Here is a 20,204-nt window from a genome sequence, read left to right on the forward strand (position 1 = left end):
CAAAGCCCAGCTAAATAGTTGGGCTTTTTTTTGAAACTTCGGCACCGAGCAAAATACTACAGACGAAAAAAAGCCGCGATCGAATCGCGGCTTGTCGTTTTAGGCGCCTAAGCTCCTATTAGAAGTCGTAACGTACACGGACGTAGTAGCTGCCGCCCTGGAAACCATAGGGAGAAGTCACAGCGTACTGAGCACCTGCGATGTCAGCCCATGGGTTGTCCGGCGCTTCGTCTGTTAAGTTCGCCACACCACCAATAATAGCGAGAGAATCGGATACGTTGTAGCCTAACTCAGCGTCCATGGTAAGTGCTGCATCAATATCGATGGGTAACGTTGCATCATCAAGGTGAGCTTCCCATACTGACGAGTAGTAGTTCACTCGCGCCATCGCGTAGAAGGAATCACTAATCATATGACGGTAGCTCAAGTTCGCGCGCTGCTTAGGAAGATTTTCCTCCAATTGACGCTGACGATCGGCACTCAAAGATCCACCGACAACTTCCGTTTCGTTGTAATTGTATACCAACGAAAGATCACCACGATCGTCGAACAATGAGGTAGAAACTACCACGTCCAAACCGGTAGTCTGAGTGTCAAAGTCATTGGCGAAGAAACGGTACGAGGCTAGGCCTTCAGCTCCTGGAACACCATTATCTAAAAGGACCTGTCGATCAGCTGGCGTCACATCGAAGTTGTCGGTCAACGCAATTCGATCAGTAACGTCAATACGATAAACATCCGCAGTGATGTCAAACATACCAAGCTGCGCCACGACACCGACACTAATGTTCTCTGACTCTTCTGGCTGAAGAATTTCAGCGGTTGAGTTAATCAACATAGCAGTAGTTGGTGCGATCGTTCCCTGATCCACCAGCATTTGACCGCCCATACCATCAGAGACCGAAGCCGTTGTCGTGTTAACTACGTTAGCCTGACCTGGAGTTGGAGCTCGGAAGCCCGTTGATGCAGTAGCTCGAATAGCCAAAGACTCGGTAAAGTCGAAGCGGCCAGATAGTTTCCAATTCGAAGTCGAACCAAAGCTATCGAAATCTTCATAACGAAGCGCTGCACCCAAGGTCAAGGCGTCAATGGGTGTCCACTCTACATCACCATAAGCGGCATAGTTTTCACGCGACCACTTGCCGGCAACCTGAGGGCCAAAGCCTTGGAAACCATTAGAACCAATTCCGAAGCCTTGATCCGTAAGTGGGCCACTCTCCCATGACGCGATATCACCAATCTTTGCTTCGAAGGTTTCTTCATGCCATTCAAAACCACCAGCAACATTAAAGTCGCCCATTGATTTATTAAGGTCCACATTGAAGGTGTTTTCTAATTGGATATAAGTACCCGGTTCGAAGTTAGTGGGAGTGTTCGGCCCTAACGAAGGGTTGACTGTATTCGAGATAAAGAACGCCGCTTCGTTGTATCCCGTACCGTAGCTCACATCGTAGTTGATACCATTGGATAGTTCGCCTCGGAAGCCTACAACACCGGAGAGGTCTACAACATCAGCACCAAAGCTAGGTGTAAAGCCGCCGGGGAACATCTCAGTAAATGAGAAGCAGTTAGGATTGCCCTGAGCCTGTTCGTGAGATAAACCTGCACAATTTCCTGACATATCGCCCGTGAGGTCACCGATTAAATCACTGGCGCCACCGTCGTTCGAGTAAATGCCGCCTCGGTTAGTTGGGTTTCGGAAATAGAAACCACCCTCTACCGTACGGCGAGCATAGTTACCAAACGCATAGACCTCGTTGCCGTTACCAATATCAATTCCAGTGTTTAGAAAAACTTTGAGATCACCGCGAGTTTCCGGCTGTCCCCAAACTTGAGCTGGGTTAGCTACAGCGGTGTTACCACCCGCAATCAAACCCGCCGCATCGGCACGCTGAACTGAACGACTCGTCGGATCCTTCTCACCATATTCTAAGGTTAGGTTCGCGAATCCGTTTGGCCCTAAAGCAAAACCATTATTCAGTGAAAGCGTGTAGAAATTGCCATCACCTTCGTAGGTTGAGCCTAATTTAACTTCAGCTGAACCGCCCTCCGCAGAGTCGTTTAGGACGAAGTTGATCACACCAGCGATCGCATCAGATCCGTACTGTGCGGCAGCACCATCGCGAAGTACTTCTACCTGCTTTAGCGCCGCGGCGGGAATGACAGAAATATCAGCACCCTGAGCACCATCCGATAGTCCACCACCGAGGAATGAGATAACCGCTGCACGATGACGACGCTTACCGTTTACCATGACCAAAGTCTGATCCGGCGCTAAACCACGGAGGTTTGCCGGTCGAACTACCGTAGCGGCGTCAGAAATAGGCTGGTCGTTAACATTGTAGGAAGGAATGGCGGAACGAAGAATATTAGCCATGTCACCATCACCACGAGACGTTAAGCTCTCAGAACTAATCACGTCAATAGGCGCCATAGATTGAGTCACCGAACGGCCTTCGCTTCGGCTACCAATGGTTACTACTTCTTCGACTTCGCCTTCCGGTTGTGCCCAAGCAGCAGCACTCGATAACGTTGCAGCAGCAATCGCTACACTAAGTAGCCTGCGAGAATTGTTTTTCATAATTTCCCCTAAGGTAAAGATTGAGTAATAAACGGGAAAGACTTTTTCTTTAGCCGTGATCTACTGTCACTTATGGCATTATTTCCCGCTAGAAGTGCAATAGATCATCGTCACTTCATTACTTCAAAATAAGGGATTCAACTTATAAAAACAATGGCTAATTGCCTACATTGTCGATTGATCTTATGAATACTTCGATTCAACGATTAGGCGCTTGCGGAATACATAGCTGAATCATCAACAAACTAAACTGCTATGTATTTTTAACACCTGAATTTTACTCACTAAGCCGGCTCATTCGGTCTCACAAACCAACAGAGATCCTTACTTTCATCGCCTATCCGACAACCGCCGCGACCAGTCGTTTCGTTGCAGTGATCTACGATCGCATCGGCGCGATCAATATAGTGATTCAGCGGTTTGTCGATGGGCGACAGGTTTGGCACCGAGCGATGACCAAAGACATCGCTTAAACTGACCGTTAGTGGCAGACGTTCGCCACGATAATTCCAAGTCCCTGAGCTACGATCATAACAATAGTGATTAAGAAGTTTGATGCCGTGAGAAGCCACCCAATCGACCGCGCTAATAAGATAATTCGCCGTTTCATCATCGATGAAGTAGTTGAAGTTTAAGCGGAGCCAGCCCGGTCTCAACACCATATCACCGCGGTGGTTAGCCGCTTCTATCGCCAACGATTGCTCCTCACTCAAGCCAAGTAGCTCGTGACCGTAGGGGCCAGCACAGGAGCAGCCGCCCCGAGCTTGAATACCAAAGAGATCATTTAACAGCGCGACAACGAAGCCGTAATGTAAATCCTTATTCCCCTCCAAGAAGCGCAGGGAAACAATACCCAGCCTATCTAAGGTGGTACCACCAAGAATTTTAATGCTCGGATTCTGCTCCCACACCGCAAAGGCACGCTGAAGATAGCCATGCTCTAGCTCAACGATGTTTGAAGCCCCCACCTGATCCTTAATGCTAAATACGATGCCCGCTCGGATAGCCTCTACAATCGCTGGTGTACCGCCCTCTTCTCTGCGTTCAATATCAGTTAAAAAGGTATGACGTTTTGCGGCCACGAAAGATACCGTGCCACCACCCGGGACAGTTGGGCACGCATTGTCAGACAGCACAGATTTTAGTAGTAGCACCCCAGGGGTGCCTGGCCCACCGATGAATTTATGTGGCGATAGGTACACCGCGTCAAGACTATTATCTCCTTCACCGCTAGCCAACGTATTCTGTACATCAATTTCAACGTAGGGACCCGCTGCTGCGTAGTCCCAACATGATAGCGCGCCAAACTTATGTAGCAGTGCGCTAATGCGTTTAACGGGGGTCTTTACCCCGGTAACATTCGATGCGGCAGAAAACGAACCGATCAGTAATTTTCGCTTCTGGTACTTGCGAAGCTGAGCCGTCAACTCAGCCTCGTCGATAAGGCCTTGTGAGCATAAAGGAATTCGCACCAAGTCAACCGGCGCCTCCCGCCAAGGGAGGTCATTTGAATGATGCTCATAGGGCCCAATAAAAACCACTGGGCGCTCGGCCTTTTCTTCATGTAGCCCCATTATCCCAATAAATTTATGGATGGCCGCGGTAGCGCCTGACCCGCAAAATATGAGCCGGTGTTCTTCGGTCGCGTTAAGCGACTGCTTGATCGCAGCCCGCGCCTCTTCACGTAGCGCGGTAGTTTGACGCCCCGTAAGCGAACTTTCTGAATGCGTGTTGGCATAGTATGGTAGTACCCGTTGTTGAATGAAGTTCTCAACAAAATCTAGACTCCTTCCTGACGCAGTGTAATCCGCATAGATTAACGGCCTGGTGCCGAAGGGTGTGCTGATCGCCTGTGTTTCACCGATAACACCCGCACGGACTTGCTCAATCAATGGCTTAGACATCGCTCTACTACTCGTCAATTTAGATGGCTCTATAGTAGCTAAACAAAAACCACACATTGTGCTAATATGAACCACATAAATGACAAATTGATGAACTTAATTTCATTTTAATAACCTAAAAAGGAACATTGTTTCAAAAATGAACCCAATAGACAACAAAGACCGAGAAATACTTCGACTCATGCAAGGTGACGGTAATCTCTCCATTGGCGATATTGCGGAACGATGTAATTTGTCGAAATCTGCTTGCTGGCGGCGTATCCAAAACTTCGATGAGGCAGGAATTATCAAGACACGAACGGCCATTCTCAATGCTGAATCGTTGGGTTTGGCTTTAACGGTATACATTTCCGTGCGCACCAATCAGCACAATGTAGATTGGTCGCAGCGGTTCAAAGAAATTACCCACCAATTAAATAATATCTTAGAAGTGCACCGAATGAGCGGTGACTTGGACTACTTAATTAAGGCCGTTGTGATTGATATGAAGGATTTCGATCGCCTTTACCAAGCGCTGATCAAGGCCGATCTATACGATGTAAGTTCGTCATTTGTGATGGAAGAGCTCAAGGCAACTACACAACTACCGATATAGCGAATTGCGTGGCAGAGCGGTGCAATTTATTCCTTGCACCGCAGCTGTCACAAAATGCTTAGGTCCGTGTTAGTACTCTACTCACGCCAATTAGTAGCTGCTGCTTAAGCCAACGCAAATTACGCTTTAACGCCTGAGGAAGCAGAAGCATGCACGGCGTCACGATCAACGTTAAGAGCGTAGAAAAAGCCAAGCCCCAAACAATTGCGGAAGCAAGAGGGACCCAGTAGGAAGCCACAGTGCCGCCATGATCAAGAGTTCGACTTACTACATCTATTGACCAATTCGTTGCAATCGGTAACAAACCTAAAATGGTGGTTGCGGTCGTGAGAAAAACTGGACGCAATCGCTGTGCGCCTGTACGAATAATAACCTCCGAGAGTGACATCGCAGGGTTCTCACGACGAAGCACATTAAAGGTATCAATCAAAACAATATTGTTGTTAACGACGATACCGGCGAGCGCCACCACCCCTACTCCCGTTAAGATAACGCTAAATACACTACCGGTAATGAGTAATCCGCCCATGACCCCTGCGGTAGACATCACCACGGCAGTCATAATCAGGCCGGCTTGATAGAAACTATTAAACTGCGATATTAGCAATACCGCCATGAGGAACATGGCGAGTAACATAGCGACCTGAAGGAACTCGGCAGACTCCGCTTGCTCCTCATTAGCTCCTCGGAAAGTAATCGTCAATTCGCTCGGCCAATCATATCGTTCAACCAACGCCATGATTTCCTTCGCTTTGGTATCCGCTAGAACACCCTCAATCGTATCGGCGTTGATAAACATCACCTGTCGACCATTGAAGCGTTCAATGGTGCCCGTTGCGTTGCGTGGCGATATGGAGGCAATAGTCGATAGCGGAACTGAGCCGTTCGGAGTGTAGACCCGAAGTTCATTTAGTTGTTGCATACGGCGTTCGGCTGCCGCGAAGCGAGCTCGAATCTCAACCTCTTCCTCAGCGTCGTTGGGGCGATAATCACCAATCTCTACACCATTCGTTAATAATTGCACCACGGTGCCCACTTCAAGGACGTTAGCACCAAGCTGAGCTGCCAATCGGCGATCTACATCAATTTGCCATTCTATTGCTGGTAGCGGTCGTGAATCGTCGATATCGCGAAGATCAGTCACTTCAGACTGTATTAAGCGACTTAAACGCGCCGTTTGGCTAATCAACAATTCCCTATCTACAGCGCTAAGCTCAATCTTAATCGGTTTGCCTACTGGTGGACCCTGCTCAATAACACCTGCCTCGACATAAACACCCGAGATATCGGCGGTGCGCTGACGGATGAGTTCAAAGGTCTCCGCCGAATTCAGCTCGCGGTCATTATGATCAACTAACTGAATTAGCACGGTTGCAATTCTATCGGGAGACTCATTTGGGCCGCTGCCCTTTCCGGGCTGATAGGTAGAGGTATAGACCGTTTGAACTCCCGGCGTTTCGGCAATCCTTCGTTCGACACCTTGAACAACTTCTAGGACCTCAAGTGCCGATAGATTACCGCGTGCTCGAACCGCGGCCTGACCGTAGACCGCCTCGGACGTTGTGAAAAACTCGACGCCTTTACTGTATTTCCCATATGCGGAATAGATGGCCACAATCAGTACAACACTCATCAATGTCACTAACACTGGGAAACGGACGAGTCGCGCTAGAACGCGAGCATACATTCCCGTTGCGCCTTTTAACTCAACCGGATTACTCGATTCTAATATTCGGAAATGCTCAATATCTTTTTTGGTGAAATTTGACCGACCGAACATCGAGCCCAGTACCGGAGCGAAAACTAACGCGTAAACTAACGAGCTAGTTAGCACGGCAAAAACCGTGGTAGGCAGATAAGCCATAAAGTCGCCCACTGTCCCCGGCCACAGCATCATTGGTAGAAATGCCGCAAGCGTCGTAGCAGTCGATGCAAGTACTGGTAGGAACATTCGTCGAGCTGCCGAGATATATGCTTGACGAGACGATGCACCATCGGCCATTCGCCTATCTGCATATTCGGTAATTACAATCGAACCATCAATCAACATCCCCAGTGCCAACAACATGCCAAACATCACCATGAAGTTGAAAGAGTAACCTAGCAGATAAATCCAAATCGTTCCCATCAATAGGCTAACTGGGATGCCAGCGCCCACTAAGAGCCCTGAACGGAAGCCTAATGCTCCCACCACAATAATCATCACCAAGCAAACCGCTGTAACAATATTACCCTGAAGCTCGCTAACCATCTGCTCAGTCTGGGGAGTTTGATCAAGGATAGACTGGATGGTGAGTGAATCGGCATACACCCCCCGATAACTATCAACAACCTGGCGAATTTTCCCAGCCACTTCAAGCTGATTGGTTCCCGATCGTTTGTTCACTTCAATCGAAATTGCGGGATCACCATTGATTAGGCTATATCCATCAGCGTCCTTAAATCTGCGAGTAATCTCAGCAATATCAGACAGGACCACAACACCTGTTGGCGTTGATTTGATCGGGAGATTAATCACATCAAAGTAGCTTTCGATAAGACCCGGAACCTTCACGCCGAAACGTCCCGTTCCCGTATCAATCTCGCCAGCTGGGATCAACTGATTATTAGCATTCACTGCTTGAATAAGCTCGAAAGGCGTGATGTTGAAGTTCTCGAGCTTATCTCGATCGATCTTCACCTCAACGACTTCTTCTCTGCTTCCACGGAGCTCCGCAGATAGCACATCGGAAATCATCTCAATATCAAGACGCATCGTCTGCGCGATGGTGAACAACTCTCTTTCATCCAACGCAGTACTAGATAGCCCCACCACCATGGTGGGGAACTTATCAGCAGAGATTTCGTTAATGACCGGTTCTTCGATTGATTCTGGGAGCTTTTCTCGAGCTCGATCAATTGCAGCGCGAACGTCATTCATCGCCAAATCAATATTAATCGTTGAATCGAAGCGAATCATAAACGAAGCTAAGCTCTCCTTAGCGGCAGCATTGAGCTCGTCAACGCCATCAATGGTCCGCAGCTCAAGTTCAACGGGCTTCAACAGTAAGCGTTCGGCATCGTCGGGGGAGATCCCTGGGTTAATAATTAGTACTTGAAGAACCGGAACCTGAACATCCGGACTCGCTTCAATAGCGATATCACTCCGCGCATAAAGCCCAGCAATTAAGAGTAAAGCTAGAATTGATAGCGTGGTTCTAGAGCGTTCAATACATAGGTTTAGGAAAGTCCGCACGCCTTAACCCTCTATCAATTCAACGGAGACTTGGTCACCTTCGGCTACAAATTCACCACCTACCGCAATAACCCGAGCACGCTGGGGTAAGCCGTCCACCCATATACCCGCGGAAGTTTCGTCCACCAAACTGACTGGGACGTACTCAACCCGAGACTGATCATTGACTATTTTAACGCGCAGGACACCATCAGTACTGAGGCTAAGTACAGATGGCGCCAATAAGTGAGCCTCGACCTCAGCCAATTTTAAACGCATTTTTGCTGTTAACCCCGCAGGAATTACCTCATCGATTGTTAGTACTGACTCAATGGTGTAGTTACGGGTGATTGGATCAGCCTGTGACGAAATAAATCGTAACGCCGAAGACACTTCAAGCGAATCGCCTATCTCGACTGCCGCAACTTGACCCACAGATAGATAGCGAACTTGAGACTCAGACACTTGAGCACTAAAAATCATTGGCGTGACATCTAGCATCCGGGCACAACCCATGCCAATTTTTATGTAACTTCCCTCGTCGGCAAGCAACTTTTCAACAATTCCATCAAAGGGAGCCGTAATCTTCAAATAGGAGACGGCTAATTCCGCTCGCCGCTCGGCTAAGCGTGCGGCGGCAAGCGCGTTCTCAGCATTGGCTAAGGCAAGCTCTGACTGTAATCCACCATTCGTCAAACGACTGACACCTTCATATTCTAGCTCAGCCAATCGAACCGCAGATTCCGCCCGCTCTAACTGGTAGTAGCGATCACCCGCTTCCAGCTCACAAAGCACATCTCCTGCCTTGACCGTTGAGCCTTCGCGGTTCGGGGTAGCAATCACCTGCCCCTGCAATTTAGCCGCAACCAACACCTCTTTGTCTGCGTCTACTCGGCCACGAAGTTCTATCATCAGCTGATGAGCTTGCGCTTCAGAGTTAACAATTCGGACACTGAAATTGTCACCGGCAGTCACTGATGTGTCTAATTGAGGGTCATCACCAAGCGCCCCTGAAGCCAACCAAGCAACAAGAAGTACTGTGAAAATAAGAGAAAGCAGTGTTTTATTCATTTGTTAGAATGTTCCGCAGTAAACGATTAGACTGGAGTTAGTCTCAACGTATAGTTATATCCTCTTACATCGATAATAGCGCCACTAAAGTAGTCAACTATCAGTCATTCGAGGACAGAAGTATTTTCCCGCTATTCAAAGCTAAATCGGACCGTTAAGCAATGTGGATTCCCCTGAAACGTCAAATCGGCATCATAGGCCTGCTACTTCTGCTACTCCCGGCGTTCGGGCTACTATCGCTGCGCCTTGTCGAAGTTCGTTTAAGCGACTATCAAGCCACGACACTATCGCAGCGGTTAGAGGCGCTTGGCACCTTACTGTCCTCGCAAACCTCACTGATCAGTGAACGCAGTGATTCAATTGCTATCAACCCCTTCGCGATTCAACGTGAAATGCGGACTGACGGCTACCTCGACGATTGGGCAATGGTTCCACGGCGCGGCATAAACCTCCACAGTCGACCTGAACTAAATAATGGAACAACGAGGGCACAAGTTAGCGCAGTTGAGACCAATCAGCATTTATGGCTATTAATTGATATCCAAGGCCATGAACCCCAACGCCTCTATCAGTCCGGACGCTTTGTGGCGGGAGACCAGCTCGCGATCACCACTGAATTCGGGCAGTACGCCATCACTCCTTCCTTGGGTAATGATATCATTGCAAGAGAACGAGACCAGTCGGTCAATCAACGAGTTTCAGGATACTGGAAACCCCTCAATACAGGCAGCATCTTGGAATTACGCATTCCTAAAGATTTAGTGGGTTCGCAACTCGGTATCGCACTGCATATCATAGAGACCTCTTCCGGGTCGATAGTACTCCGTAATTTCGATGACAATGAGGTCACTCCTTCGATTGTATGGACTGACGCTACTGCGCAGCAGTTACTTCGCCAATATCACGCGTTGGATAAGCAGGCCGAAATTCGTTTGACTGATGATAATTTGAACTTGTTAGCTTGGTCTGGGAACTCAAGTGACATGGTGACACCAGAACCGCTAAATTGGCTTCAACGACTTAGTCTAGTGACCGCACAACGTTCCAACGAAAAACATATTAACTTGAGCTCAAGTTGGCAGTTAGAAGAACTCATTCAGCACTCATCGCTGCAGAGAGATGCTCCGGCAATTACTCATGTAAACGCTGCGGCTTGGCCCTCGGGAGCACTAGCGGGGGTCATTCGTCTCGACTGTGGTGTTGCAAATTGCGCAACACTCACCATTATCGAACCTAAAGTGATGGGCAAGGTATTATGGTCGGCAGGTCACTTACAGCTGATATTCTTGCTATTTATCGGTGCAATCATAATCATTATTCTCATTAGCTTTTGGGCTCGTTGGTTAGCTAAGCGCTTGAAGAAACTGGAAAACCGAATGACGGGATTCGGACCTCAAGGGAAGAGTCGCCAGGGACTCGATGAGATTAGCGTACTGGCCAACGTTTTTGATGACTTGCAACAACAAATCGTTGCGAATACCGAATATTTGGAGCAACTCGGCAGTCGCCTAAGTCACGAATTGAAGACGCCACTGACCGTAATCCAATCAAGTCTCGAACATTTGCGTCGTCATGCTACGGAAGATTCGGGGACATATATTGAGCGCGCAGCTCAAGGATCTCAGCAACTACAGGTCATTTTTCAACGCCTTACCGAAGCACGAAACCTTGAACAACTTCTGCGTGACGTGAAACCCGAAGCCGTAAATGTTAATCACTTAGTTCATCAAATCGTTGAAGGCTATCGTATTGTTAACCCAACGCTCAACATCGAGTTTATCGCTTCCGCCGCGCCCCGCTTTATTAGCACAGATGGTGACTTTCTGGCTCAGGCTTTGACCAAACTTATCGATAACGCGATTTCATTTCATACACCGGGTACTCATATTCTCGTGAGCGTTATCGATGACAAAGACTCAGTGAGTATGACGATAACTAACGAAGGCCCCTTGTTAGCTGAACCAACCCAGCAATTATTCGAAGCCTTTGTTAGCCTTAGGTCTCAAGAATCCTCGAACCATTTGGGCTTCGGCCTCTATCTTAGCAAATTAATTTGTGAGCACTTTGCTCATCAACTATTCGCTGAGAACATTCACCCAAATCGAGTCAGCTTTACTATCAAGGCCCAGCGCAGCTAGACCTGTGCCTATTACCGTCAACATCACTGATTAATTCGCGACTGACTTAGACTCTCGATAGGAGTTCCAGGCTTCAAGAGACGCTGCCATTTCGGTTAAAAGTTGATAAAAGTCCTCAACCCCACCGCGAGCAGGGAGGCGCGAAAGCCTAAGTAAGGATTCATTCAGTTCCGGGCTAGGGTGTTTAATTTTAGCCTGCTCTAATTTCCAGCGAATTCCCTGACTAATCGATTCATAGATGTAACGTTTAAACTGATCGGATAGCGTTTTGTCTGTTGGCTGTAAGATATTTTTTGGAATCATCAAAAGTCGGGCAACACTGCTCTCTGCGTGCACATCGGCAGCTCGAGTTCGCGCACTAAAAAGTGACATATCACCAAGCCATTCACCAGCACCTATCACCGCTAGTTCCCCGATCTTTGAAGATCTAACGCTTACTGTTCCGCTAACCACTAGGAACACGCTACCCGAGGAGTCTCCTTCCTGAATCACTGCCTCACCTCCTTCATACCACCAGAGATGACTGCAGGCCATCAGGCTGACATAGTCATCGGGAAATGAGGCCTCTACCGAGCGTAAAAACCGCGTCGCGTTAAGAATGAGTCGAGTGCTCTCTTCAAATAACTCACTTCCTGATAGTACTCGCATCTATTTCTATTTCCTTCCATGTATTAGTGCGCCAATCTTGACGAATTTTACTTAGAAGCGATAGTGACTAAAAAACAATAATGATTGCGAGAAACACCTCACAGAACTCGGAAATAAATATGATCTTAAATGAATCATTTGATTGTGTACTCAATATTTTTATCGGGTTATAGTAGGGGCTATTAAAACTAAAAAAACTATTGCCTGACATAGAGAGAACTCTCCGATGAAGAAGTTTATAAACGGAGCACTGGTTGCACTTTGTTTAGTATCGCTAAGCAGTTTCAGCCAGGCTGATTTTGCGACTGAAAACAATCTAGTACTCAACGGCGTTGCCATTCACCAAGAGCTTCGGCAGCCTATTTTCCTGGCTAAACTAAAAGTCACTCACCCTACGTCTACGCCTAACGAAGCGCGGATACCGGGGGCGCCGGCGCAGATGGAACTAACACTTCTCAAACGAACCTGGAGTTCGCGACAATTTCGTCAGTATTGGCTCTCCGGTATTGCTATTAACGCAGGCCTTGAGGAGATGACCGCTCACCAAACAGAATTATTAGACCTTGCAACCGTGTTGAAAGGTCGGATGCGGGAAAACGATCGCTTTACTATCGACTTCATTCCAGGTGAAGCCACTGTTGTGAGCTTGAATGACATTGAGTTGAAACAATACTCCGCTGAACTTTGGCCACTACTTATTGCAAACTGGGTAGGCCCGCGAGTAGACCAGGATTATCGCCAAAATATCTTGTCATTACCGAGCAACACCAGCGAGCTACTAGCGCTAGATACCGAAATGCCTAGCGATGAGCGAATCGCAGCTATCGCTAGCTGGCTGGTGGTCGCCGAGGAAATCGAGGTTGCTGCTGAAGAGCTAGTACCCGAAGTTGAACCTGAACCCGTAGTAGAAGTAGTGGCTGCGCCGGTTCGTCAACCGGAGCCAGAGCCGGAGCCGGAGCCCGTTGTTGTCGCATTAAGTTTCGATGATGAATTTGAAGAAGATGAAAGTGCAGAAGAAGCGGCACTCGAAGCACAGAAAGCCTTCATGGGTGCGGTGTATTCTTCACAAATGCTTCAATGGACCAACCGCAACGTTCGCTACCCCTCTCGAGCTTTGGATCGCGGTCGTGAGGGTCGTGTTATAATGGATGTTACCGTTGATCAAGCTGGCAATGTGGTCTCTGCAGTAGTCAGCGAGTCATCAGGCCATGGAATTTTGGACCGTGAGGCACTTCGAGCCGTCGATCGCTCAGCACCTTACCCAAGATTTCCGAGCGAACTGGATACCTCCACGTATACAGCAAGCGTGCCGATTTCTTTCATTCTTCAATAAACACGAACGTGTTTGGAGCAAAGCAGTGGGACATAGTCGTATATCAACACTGATTTGCTCCAACTCCGCACTGATGGCGCAGGGTATCTCTGTCACCATCGACGCACTGTTTAATCAAGTCAGTAATATTTGTCTGACTCCCCACTATGAAAACCAACGCCCTTCGATAGCAGCCTTTACTCTGGTGATCATTGATGCTGGATCCAGTTTTAGTGAAGGGATTATCGATGAGTTAAATCAGAGCAACACCCATCGAACGACTATTGTCATCATCGGCGAACCCGGCACTATTAAACCCTCATTTCCCTTTCATAGCATAGAGCGAGACATCGACCTAAGACGCTTTGAAGAAATGATTCGCCGCGTTATTTCAGCAAAATATGACGTGAGAGACCGCCCCGCCGACCTCACTAAAATGCAGGAAGAGGTGGCTCATCTGATTGTTCAAGGGTTGGTCAATAAAGAGATTGCTAGACAACTAGCTATTTCGGAAGCGACTGTGCGAACACATTTAACCGCAATATACCGTCGCTTAAGGGTGAAAAATCGTACTGAGGCAGCAGTCGTTGCCCGCGAGTATTTTATCGCTCACGGGCATTAATGGCCTTCTTGATGTTATCGTCTTCCTGATGGGTGACGGCGGCCTGTATTACGACGAGGAGGCTGACTCTTCGTTTCAATCTTAACGTATGGCGCCGTTTTCATAAGCTCCTCGGGAGGTTGCTCACACTTAAGTGAATCGCCAAGAAGCTCCTCAATATTTGGCAACAGGAATGCATCATCTTCACAGGCGAAACTGATTGAGGTGCCCTTAGAACCTGCCCTACCGGTTCGCCCTATGCGATGAACGTAATCCTCTGCTTCTTCAGGAAGGGTATAGTTAATAACATGAGTAATCCCATCGACATGAATACCACGACCAGCAACATCCGTTGCGACCATAATATTGATCTGCCCATTCTTGAACTGCTCTAAAGTCTTCACTCTGCGGGCTTGAGCGACATCACCTGACAGAATACCCACTTTAAAGCCATGCGCTTTCAAGCGATCAAATAGTCGATGAGTCGTGTCTCTGCGGTTAGCAAATACAATAACGTTTTCAACTTCAGGCAACTTGACCACGTTATACAAAACGTCAAACTTTTCATCTGCACTGCACATGTAGACTTTTTGATCTACCGAATCGGTTGCCACGGACTCAGGTTCAATTTCAATTCGGTGAGGATCAATCGTCCATTGGCTAGCTAAATTATTGACATCATCCGTGAAGGTTGCAGAAAACATTAAGGTCTGACGGTTTTCCTTACGCGGTGACGCCTGAATAATACGGCGTACCTGGGGAATGAAACCCATATCTAACATGCGATCGGCTTCATCTATCACCAGTAATTCACATTCATCAAGATAGCAATGGCGGTTCGAGACGAAGTCTAAAAGGCGTCCTGGCGTAGCAACCAGAATATCAATATATTCGCGTTCAATCTGACGCAGCTGCTTATCGTAGTCCATGCCGCCTACTAAGGTGTGAACCTTCAAATCAGTATGCTTGGTAAGCGCTTTAGCGTCATCGGCAATTTGCATTACCAACTCGCGTGTTGGAGCGATCACCAGCGATCGAGCCTCACCTGCATAACGACCTTCGGTAATGGGGTTACGGAGGAGGTCATTAATAATAGCAACCAGGAATGCGGCCGTTTTACCCGTTCCGGTCTGCGCCTTACCGACAACGTCACTACCCTGTAATGCAAAGGGGAGAGACTCCGCCTGAATAGGCGAACAATATTGGAAACCTAGATCGGCAATTCCGTGCAGTAGTGATGTTTCAATACCAAGATCATGGAAACGGGTTTTACCTTCCAGTACCGGAACTTCAAACTGTGCTGCGGTCCAAATAGGCTTCGCCTTGGGTGCGATATTTTTCTTTGCCGCACTCTTTGGCTTAGCAGACCGGTTACGATTATCTCGCTTCCTATCGCCGCCTGTGCCCTCTTTAACATTCTTAGAAGTGCTAGTAGCGGTTTCATTCGGAGCAATTAGAGATTCTTTTTTCTTGGTAAAAAATCGTTTTAACAAGTTCATTTCCTATTAAGTACGGCTCGAATTAGCCGATTTATGATGCTTCAACTTTGCGGACTAAGGTTCGTTCAATCCAGTAGTCAATACTTACCCAGCGTCCTGCACCGAGTTTCGCCAAAGCTAAAAGCATTACTGCATAGTTAATCGCAGTTTCAATTCCGTTATTCAAGATGACAATAGCGCCGCTAGAGGTCAGCCAACCGTAGTTACCATGGTCGCGCAGAATATCCTTCGCTCTAGTCAATTTTTCCGCCGATTCAGCAACACGTTCATTCACACCAAACCAGCTCGGATCGGCAATCATCTGCCAGCCATTCGCCCAGTGTGCCGTAAACGCTGCGACAATCATAGTGACAAACAGTAATAGCGCAATCACACGGGTCGCTAACCCAAATAGGATAAGAAAACCTCCGGCGAATTCTAACAGCGCCACCGACCAGCCTAAAAGTTCAGGAAAGGGCAAACCCAACCCCCAATCATGGTTGCCAAACCAGGCAATAGTACTATCTATGTTGTTGAGTTTTTTGGACCCAGCCATAATGAAGATCGGCGCTAGAAACATCCTTAAGGCTAAGTTTGCGAGAAAACTTAGCTTAGAAAAATTAGAACTTACCGATTGTTCCCACCTAGTTATGACATTCATACTTAAAACCTTAAAGTTATTTGTCTAGTTCATTATAGAGCCGACATTTAAAGATATCGAATGTCGCTAGCGCTATTGCTGTAAAAGCGGCCCAAAAAAACATTGCGGCACCGGCAGGAATCACTTGCCCGATAAAGAACAGCGGAAAGAAAACCCACATTATCATTTGCAGAAGCCCTACGAAGACCGTACCCATTGCCGGTCCAGTAAGCTGCCAACTCTGCTTCATCGCAGAAAGCGCACCCGCTGATTTATCCACCACAATAACTGGCATCAATATTAGGCGCATATACAAGTAAACACCTGGGACAATGAACATTAACAAGCCGAATACAACTAACACCGTACGTAACGCGAAGGCTAACAATAAATGTGGCGCAACAGTAAGTAGACGTTTTATGACTACTTTCGTCGCCACTGCACCGGACATCACCGCCGTGAGTGTGGCCGTAATAACAACACCCTCTAGCAGCGGCTTAAAAATTAGCTCTAGCGTGGCCAGCGTTGGAAATTGCGCGGCGAGCGCATTCGCGAGAGCCTCATCCGTTTGCGCTTCCTGGATTGAAGTTAGGTCAATTAGCTGACGAAAGGCAAGATGCTCTATCAGCGCAATGGGGGCAACAAAAAGTACGAGGTAGCGCCAGTGCTGCTTAAAAAATTTAAAGGTATCCTGAACGAGAGGCGACATAAAGAAATCCTAAAGCAATTATCCGCGCCAGCGCGCAGTAGTAAAACGATCATTACGACCGAAATCTTGATGGGTTTCAACCTCATCATAGCCATAATCCTTCATCAGCTTGCAAACGGCTACTCCTTGCTGATGACCATGTTCAATGAGCAAAACGCCGCTGTGAACTAAATGGTGTCGGGCTTCACGTGTTAAGATCTGGATGTCGGCAAGGCCATTCTCACCTGATACGAGCGCTGACAAAGGCTCGAAGACAACATCACCCTGCGATAGATGAGGGTCTAGTGGATCAATATACGGCGGATTAGAGATGATCAAATCAAACTCCCCCTCAATAGCGCTAAACCAATCACTTTGAGCCACGGTCACATTCGCTAACTGCAGCTGTTCTTGATTCCGCTTCGCCAACGCGACAACCTCGGCGAACTTATCAACCGCTGTAATGCTCCAGCTAGGCTTCTCAGTGCCTAGCGCCAGCGCAATAGCGCCAGTTCCTGTACCCAAATCTAATACCCTGGCTTTGGCAGAGAGAGATAGCTGCAGAGCATAATCAACCAGACATTCTGTATCCGCACGCGGAATCAACGTACTGTCACTCACTTTGAGATCAATAGACCAGAAGCCTCGGCTCCCAGTAATGTAGGCGACGGGCTCTCCTGTAGCACGCCTAGTAACCATTTCACGGTAGCGTTGTAACTGCTCACTACTCAGAGCTCTATCTCTATCTAAGGTCAGGCGGGTGAGCTCACAATCTAACACGTCCGCCAACAGCCACTTTGCATCCACATCTGGCGTGGATGTCTGTAACTCAGCCGCCGCTGCGGCGATGGCTTGCGCTACGTTCACGCATCGCCCTCGGACAGACTGGCAAGTAGATCTGCTTGATGCTCCTGCATCAGTGGTTCAATGACCAAGCCTAGGTCTCCCTGCATAATCTCATCGAGCTTATAAAGCGTTAAATTGATGCGATGGTCACTCACTCTTCCCTGGGGGTAGTTATAGGTACGAATTCGCTCAGACCGATCGCCGGAGCCTACCAAGTTGCGACGTTCCTCCGCCTGCTCAGTGGCGCGGCTCTGCTCGGCCGAGTCACGCAAGCGAGTCACGAGCAAAGACATCGCCTTAGCTCGGTTCTTATGCTGAGAACGCTCCTCTTGACACTCAACGACTAAACCCGAAGGTAAGTGAGTAATACGAATTGCTGAGTCTGTTTTGTTAACATGCTGACCACCCGCGCCCGATGCGCGATAGGTATCAACTCGCAGATCCGCTTTATTAATCTCTACCGCATCCATTTCATCAGCTTCTGGCATGACGGCAACCGTACAAGCTGAGGTATGGATACGCCCCTGAGATTCGGTTTCAGGAACACGTTGTACGCGATGGGCTCCACTCTCAAATTTCAACGCCGAGAAAGCGCCCTGCCCAACGACTCGAGTAATGATCTCTTTGTAGCCACCATGCTCACCGTCACGCTCACTAATTACTTCTACGCGCCAACCTCTGCCCTCAGCATAGCGGCTATACATGCGGAATAGATCACCAGCGAAAATCGCTGCTTCATCGCCGCCGGTCCCCGCACGAACCTCAAGAAAGACATTGCGCTGATCGTTAGGATCCTTGGGCAGCATGAGTCGTTCGAGTTCAACTTCCGCTGCGGCAATTTGACTAGCGAGTTCATTAATTTCTTCTTGAGCCATCTCTTCCATTTCAGAGTCGCCAGAACCAAGCATTTCCTTTGCTTCAGCCATATCCGAATTGGCCCGTTGCCAGGAGTTAAACTCTAGAACGACGGGTTCAATTTCAGCATACTCCTGGGAGAGTTCGCGAAAACGGTTTTGCTCCGAAATAATAGCTGGATCCGAAAGCAGCTGGCCAACTTCTTCATGACGATCAACTAATTGCTCAAGTTTTTCACGTATCGATTGTTTCATTATTACCTTCTTGTAACGTCGGTTGGTCATCAATACCAAACAATTCTCGACTCCACTTAATTACTTCCAGTCGCCCTTCTCTTCCCGCTTGACTAAGCGCGTTGGTAGGCTGATGGACAATTTTATTCGTTAAGGCTCGGGCAAATTGGTTCAATACACGCGCAGGATCTTCGCCACGCTCCAATGATTTTAAGGCGCGTTCCAATTCAAACGTTTTTTGTTCACTGATCTGTTGTCGAAATGCTTTGATAGTGTCTACCGCGTCTCTCGCTCGAAGCGACTCAAGGTAGTGATCAACTTGTTCGTCAATAATGTTAACCGCCTGCGCAGCCGCTTGCTCGCGAGCCGCTAATCCATCATTGATGACGTTAGCAAGATCGTCGACGGTATAGAGATAAACGTCTTCCAGTTGTCCGACTTCGCCCTCGATATCCCGAGGCACTGCAATATCCACCATAAATTGCGGACGGTGACGTCGCTTATTCATGGCTGTTTCCACCGTGCCCTTGCCCAAAACCGGGAGCTGACTTGCCGTAGAACTAATGATGATATCGGCTTTCGGAAGGTGCTCTGGAATCTCACTGAGCAAGATTCCACGCGCTTGGAAGCGAGCCGCTACATCCTCAGCACGAGCTAGCGTTCGATTCGCTACCACCATGCTCGCAACACCGTGCTGATGGAGATGTTGCGCCACCAAGTCAATAGTTTCGCCAGCACCTATTAATAGAGCGTGCGTAGAAGAGAGGTCACTAAAAATCCTTTGTGCCAGCGTAACCGCGGCGTAAGCGACCGAAACTGGACTTGAACCAATTGCGGTCTGCGAACGAACCCGCTTCGCGGTCGAAAAGATCTGCTGGAATAACTGATGGAACGTCCCTGTCACAGTGCCCGCTTCGAGCGCCACAGCAAAGGCAGATTTAACCTGTCCTAAAATCTGTGGCTCGCCAAGTACCAGAGAGTCAAGGCCGCTAGCTACTTTCATTAGGTGAGCGACCGCATCTCGATCGGTGTAACTATAGAGACTTGCCGCAAGCTCTGCAGCGCTGACTTGATGGAAGTTCGCTAACCATTCAGTAATCTCACGAGTATCGCAGGCTCCATGAACGATAATCTCGGTGCGATTGCAGGTAGATATAATAACTGCTTCATCCGCATGCGATGTCGAACACAGGGCTCGGTGCGCGTTCTGCAGCGCATCGGGAGCAAAGGCAAGCTGTTCGCGTAATGCGAGACTCGCAGACTTATGGTTAAATCCAATCGCCAGTAAAGGCATATAAGTTAGATCTCGTTCCAAGTAGTTTTCTATATCAGAGCCGCTAAAAGCGCTAAGCAATTATAATTCTTTCGTTTCAAAGCCACTATTATACCTTTACACTAAG

General features: G+C 48.2%; 15 protein-coding genes. 4 read left to right on the forward strand and 11 right to left on the reverse strand.

The annotated features are described in order from the left end of the window. Positions 1 to 118 precede the first annotated feature (118 nt). Entirely contained in the window at positions 119 to 2,581 is a 2,463-nt protein-coding gene (locus Q0698_RS06310; RefSeq protein WP_298634858.1) for a TonB-dependent receptor, read from the reverse strand. Positions 2,582 to 2,865: 284 nt separating this feature from the next. Then, complete coding sequence (locus Q0698_RS06315) at positions 2,866 to 4,485, reverse strand: aminotransferase class V-fold PLP-dependent enzyme (protein ID WP_298634860.1); 1,620 nt, start codon at positions 4,483 to 4,485, stop codon at positions 2,866 to 2,868. A 139-nt stretch (positions 4,486 to 4,624) separates the two neighbouring features. Between Q0698_RS06315 and Q0698_RS06320 the strand changes: the two genes are divergently transcribed. Continuing rightward, positions 4,625 to 5,080, forward strand: a complete 456-nt coding sequence (locus tag Q0698_RS06320) for an Lrp/AsnC family transcriptional regulator (protein WP_298634862.1) — start codon at positions 4,625 to 4,627, stop codon at positions 5,078 to 5,080. A gap of 58 nt (positions 5,081 to 5,138) precedes the next feature. Here the strand turns inward: Q0698_RS06320 and Q0698_RS06325 are convergent, their stop codons facing one another. Both Q0698_RS06325 and Q0698_RS06330 read right to left on the reverse strand, forming a co-directional pair. Next, the gene (locus tag Q0698_RS06325; protein ID WP_298634865.1) at positions 5,139 to 8,315 is read right to left on the reverse strand and encodes an efflux RND transporter permease subunit; all 3,177 of its coding nucleotides are present in this window, start codon (positions 8,313 to 8,315) and stop codon (positions 5,139 to 5,141) included. A 3-nt stretch (positions 8,316 to 8,318) separates the two neighbouring features. Continuing rightward, positions 8,319 to 9,365: an efflux RND transporter periplasmic adaptor subunit gene (locus tag Q0698_RS06330; RefSeq protein ID WP_298634867.1), complete on the reverse strand. Its 1,047-nt coding sequence runs from the start codon at positions 9,363 to 9,365 to the stop codon at positions 8,319 to 8,321. 161 nt (positions 9,366 to 9,526) lie between these two features. On the opposite strand from Q0698_RS06330, the gene Q0698_RS06335 reads away from it, so the two are divergent. Next, positions 9,527 to 11,503: an ATP-binding protein gene (locus tag Q0698_RS06335; protein WP_298634869.1), complete on the forward strand. Its 1,977-nt coding sequence runs from the start codon at positions 9,527 to 9,529 to the stop codon at positions 11,501 to 11,503. A gap of 30 nt (positions 11,504 to 11,533) precedes the next feature. Here the strand turns inward: Q0698_RS06335 and Q0698_RS06340 are convergent, their stop codons facing one another. Further along, the gene (locus tag Q0698_RS06340) at positions 11,534 to 12,151 is read right to left on the reverse strand and encodes a cyclic nucleotide-binding domain-containing protein (protein ID WP_298634873.1); all 618 of its coding nucleotides are present in this window, start codon (positions 12,149 to 12,151) and stop codon (positions 11,534 to 11,536) included. A gap of 226 nt (positions 12,152 to 12,377) precedes the next feature. On the opposite strand from Q0698_RS06340, the gene Q0698_RS06345 reads away from it, so the two are divergent. Together Q0698_RS06345 and Q0698_RS06350 are read left to right on the forward strand one after the other, a co-directional pair. Continuing rightward, positions 12,378 to 13,484 (forward strand): TonB family protein, encoded by a 1,107-nt coding sequence (locus Q0698_RS06345; protein WP_298634874.1) that lies wholly within the window; start codon positions 12,378 to 12,380, stop codon positions 13,482 to 13,484. A 25-nt stretch (positions 13,485 to 13,509) separates the two neighbouring features. Continuing rightward, positions 13,510 to 14,085 (forward strand): response regulator transcription factor, encoded by a 576-nt coding sequence (locus Q0698_RS06350; protein ID WP_298634876.1) that lies wholly within the window; start codon positions 13,510 to 13,512, stop codon positions 14,083 to 14,085. A gap of 14 nt (positions 14,086 to 14,099) precedes the next feature. Here the strand turns inward: Q0698_RS06350 and rhlB are convergent, their stop codons facing one another. From rhlB to hemA, 6 genes are all read right to left on the reverse strand, one after another. Next, positions 14,100 to 15,563 carry an ATP-dependent RNA helicase RhlB gene (rhlB, locus tag Q0698_RS06355; RefSeq protein ID WP_298634877.1) on the reverse strand — a complete coding sequence of 488 codons (1,464 nt, stop codon included), beginning with the start codon at positions 15,561 to 15,563 and terminating at the stop codon, positions 14,100 to 14,102. Between the two features lie 31 nt (positions 15,564 to 15,594). Beyond that, a complete protein-coding gene (locus tag Q0698_RS06360; protein WP_298634878.1) occupies positions 15,595 to 16,098 on the reverse strand; it encodes a DoxX family protein in 504 nt (167 codons plus the stop codon). Positions 16,099 to 16,219: 121 nt separating this feature from the next. Further along, complete coding sequence (locus tag Q0698_RS06365; RefSeq protein WP_298634880.1) at positions 16,220 to 16,891, reverse strand: YciC family protein; 672 nt, start codon at positions 16,889 to 16,891, stop codon at positions 16,220 to 16,222. 18 nt (positions 16,892 to 16,909) lie between these two features. Beyond that, positions 16,910 to 17,737: a peptide chain release factor N(5)-glutamine methyltransferase gene (gene prmC / locus Q0698_RS06370; RefSeq protein WP_298634882.1), complete on the reverse strand. Its 828-nt coding sequence runs from the start codon at positions 17,735 to 17,737 to the stop codon at positions 16,910 to 16,912. Continuing rightward, entirely contained in the window at positions 17,734 to 18,825 is a 1,092-nt protein-coding gene (gene prfA, locus Q0698_RS06375; RefSeq protein ID WP_298634884.1) for a peptide chain release factor 1, read from the reverse strand. The genes prmC and prfA overlap by 4 nt, the downstream gene beginning before the upstream one ends. Further along, complete coding sequence (gene hemA, locus Q0698_RS06380; RefSeq protein ID WP_366140291.1) at positions 18,806 to 20,158, reverse strand: glutamyl-tRNA reductase; 1,353 nt, start codon at positions 20,156 to 20,158, stop codon at positions 18,806 to 18,808. Before hemA ends, prfA begins: the two co-directional genes overlap by 20 nt. Between the last annotated feature and the right edge of the window lie 46 nt (positions 20,159 to 20,204).

The organism is uncultured Umboniibacter sp., assembly GCF_947497555.1.
GTDB lineage: Bacteria > Pseudomonadota > Gammaproteobacteria > Pseudomonadales > DSM-25080 > Umboniibacter.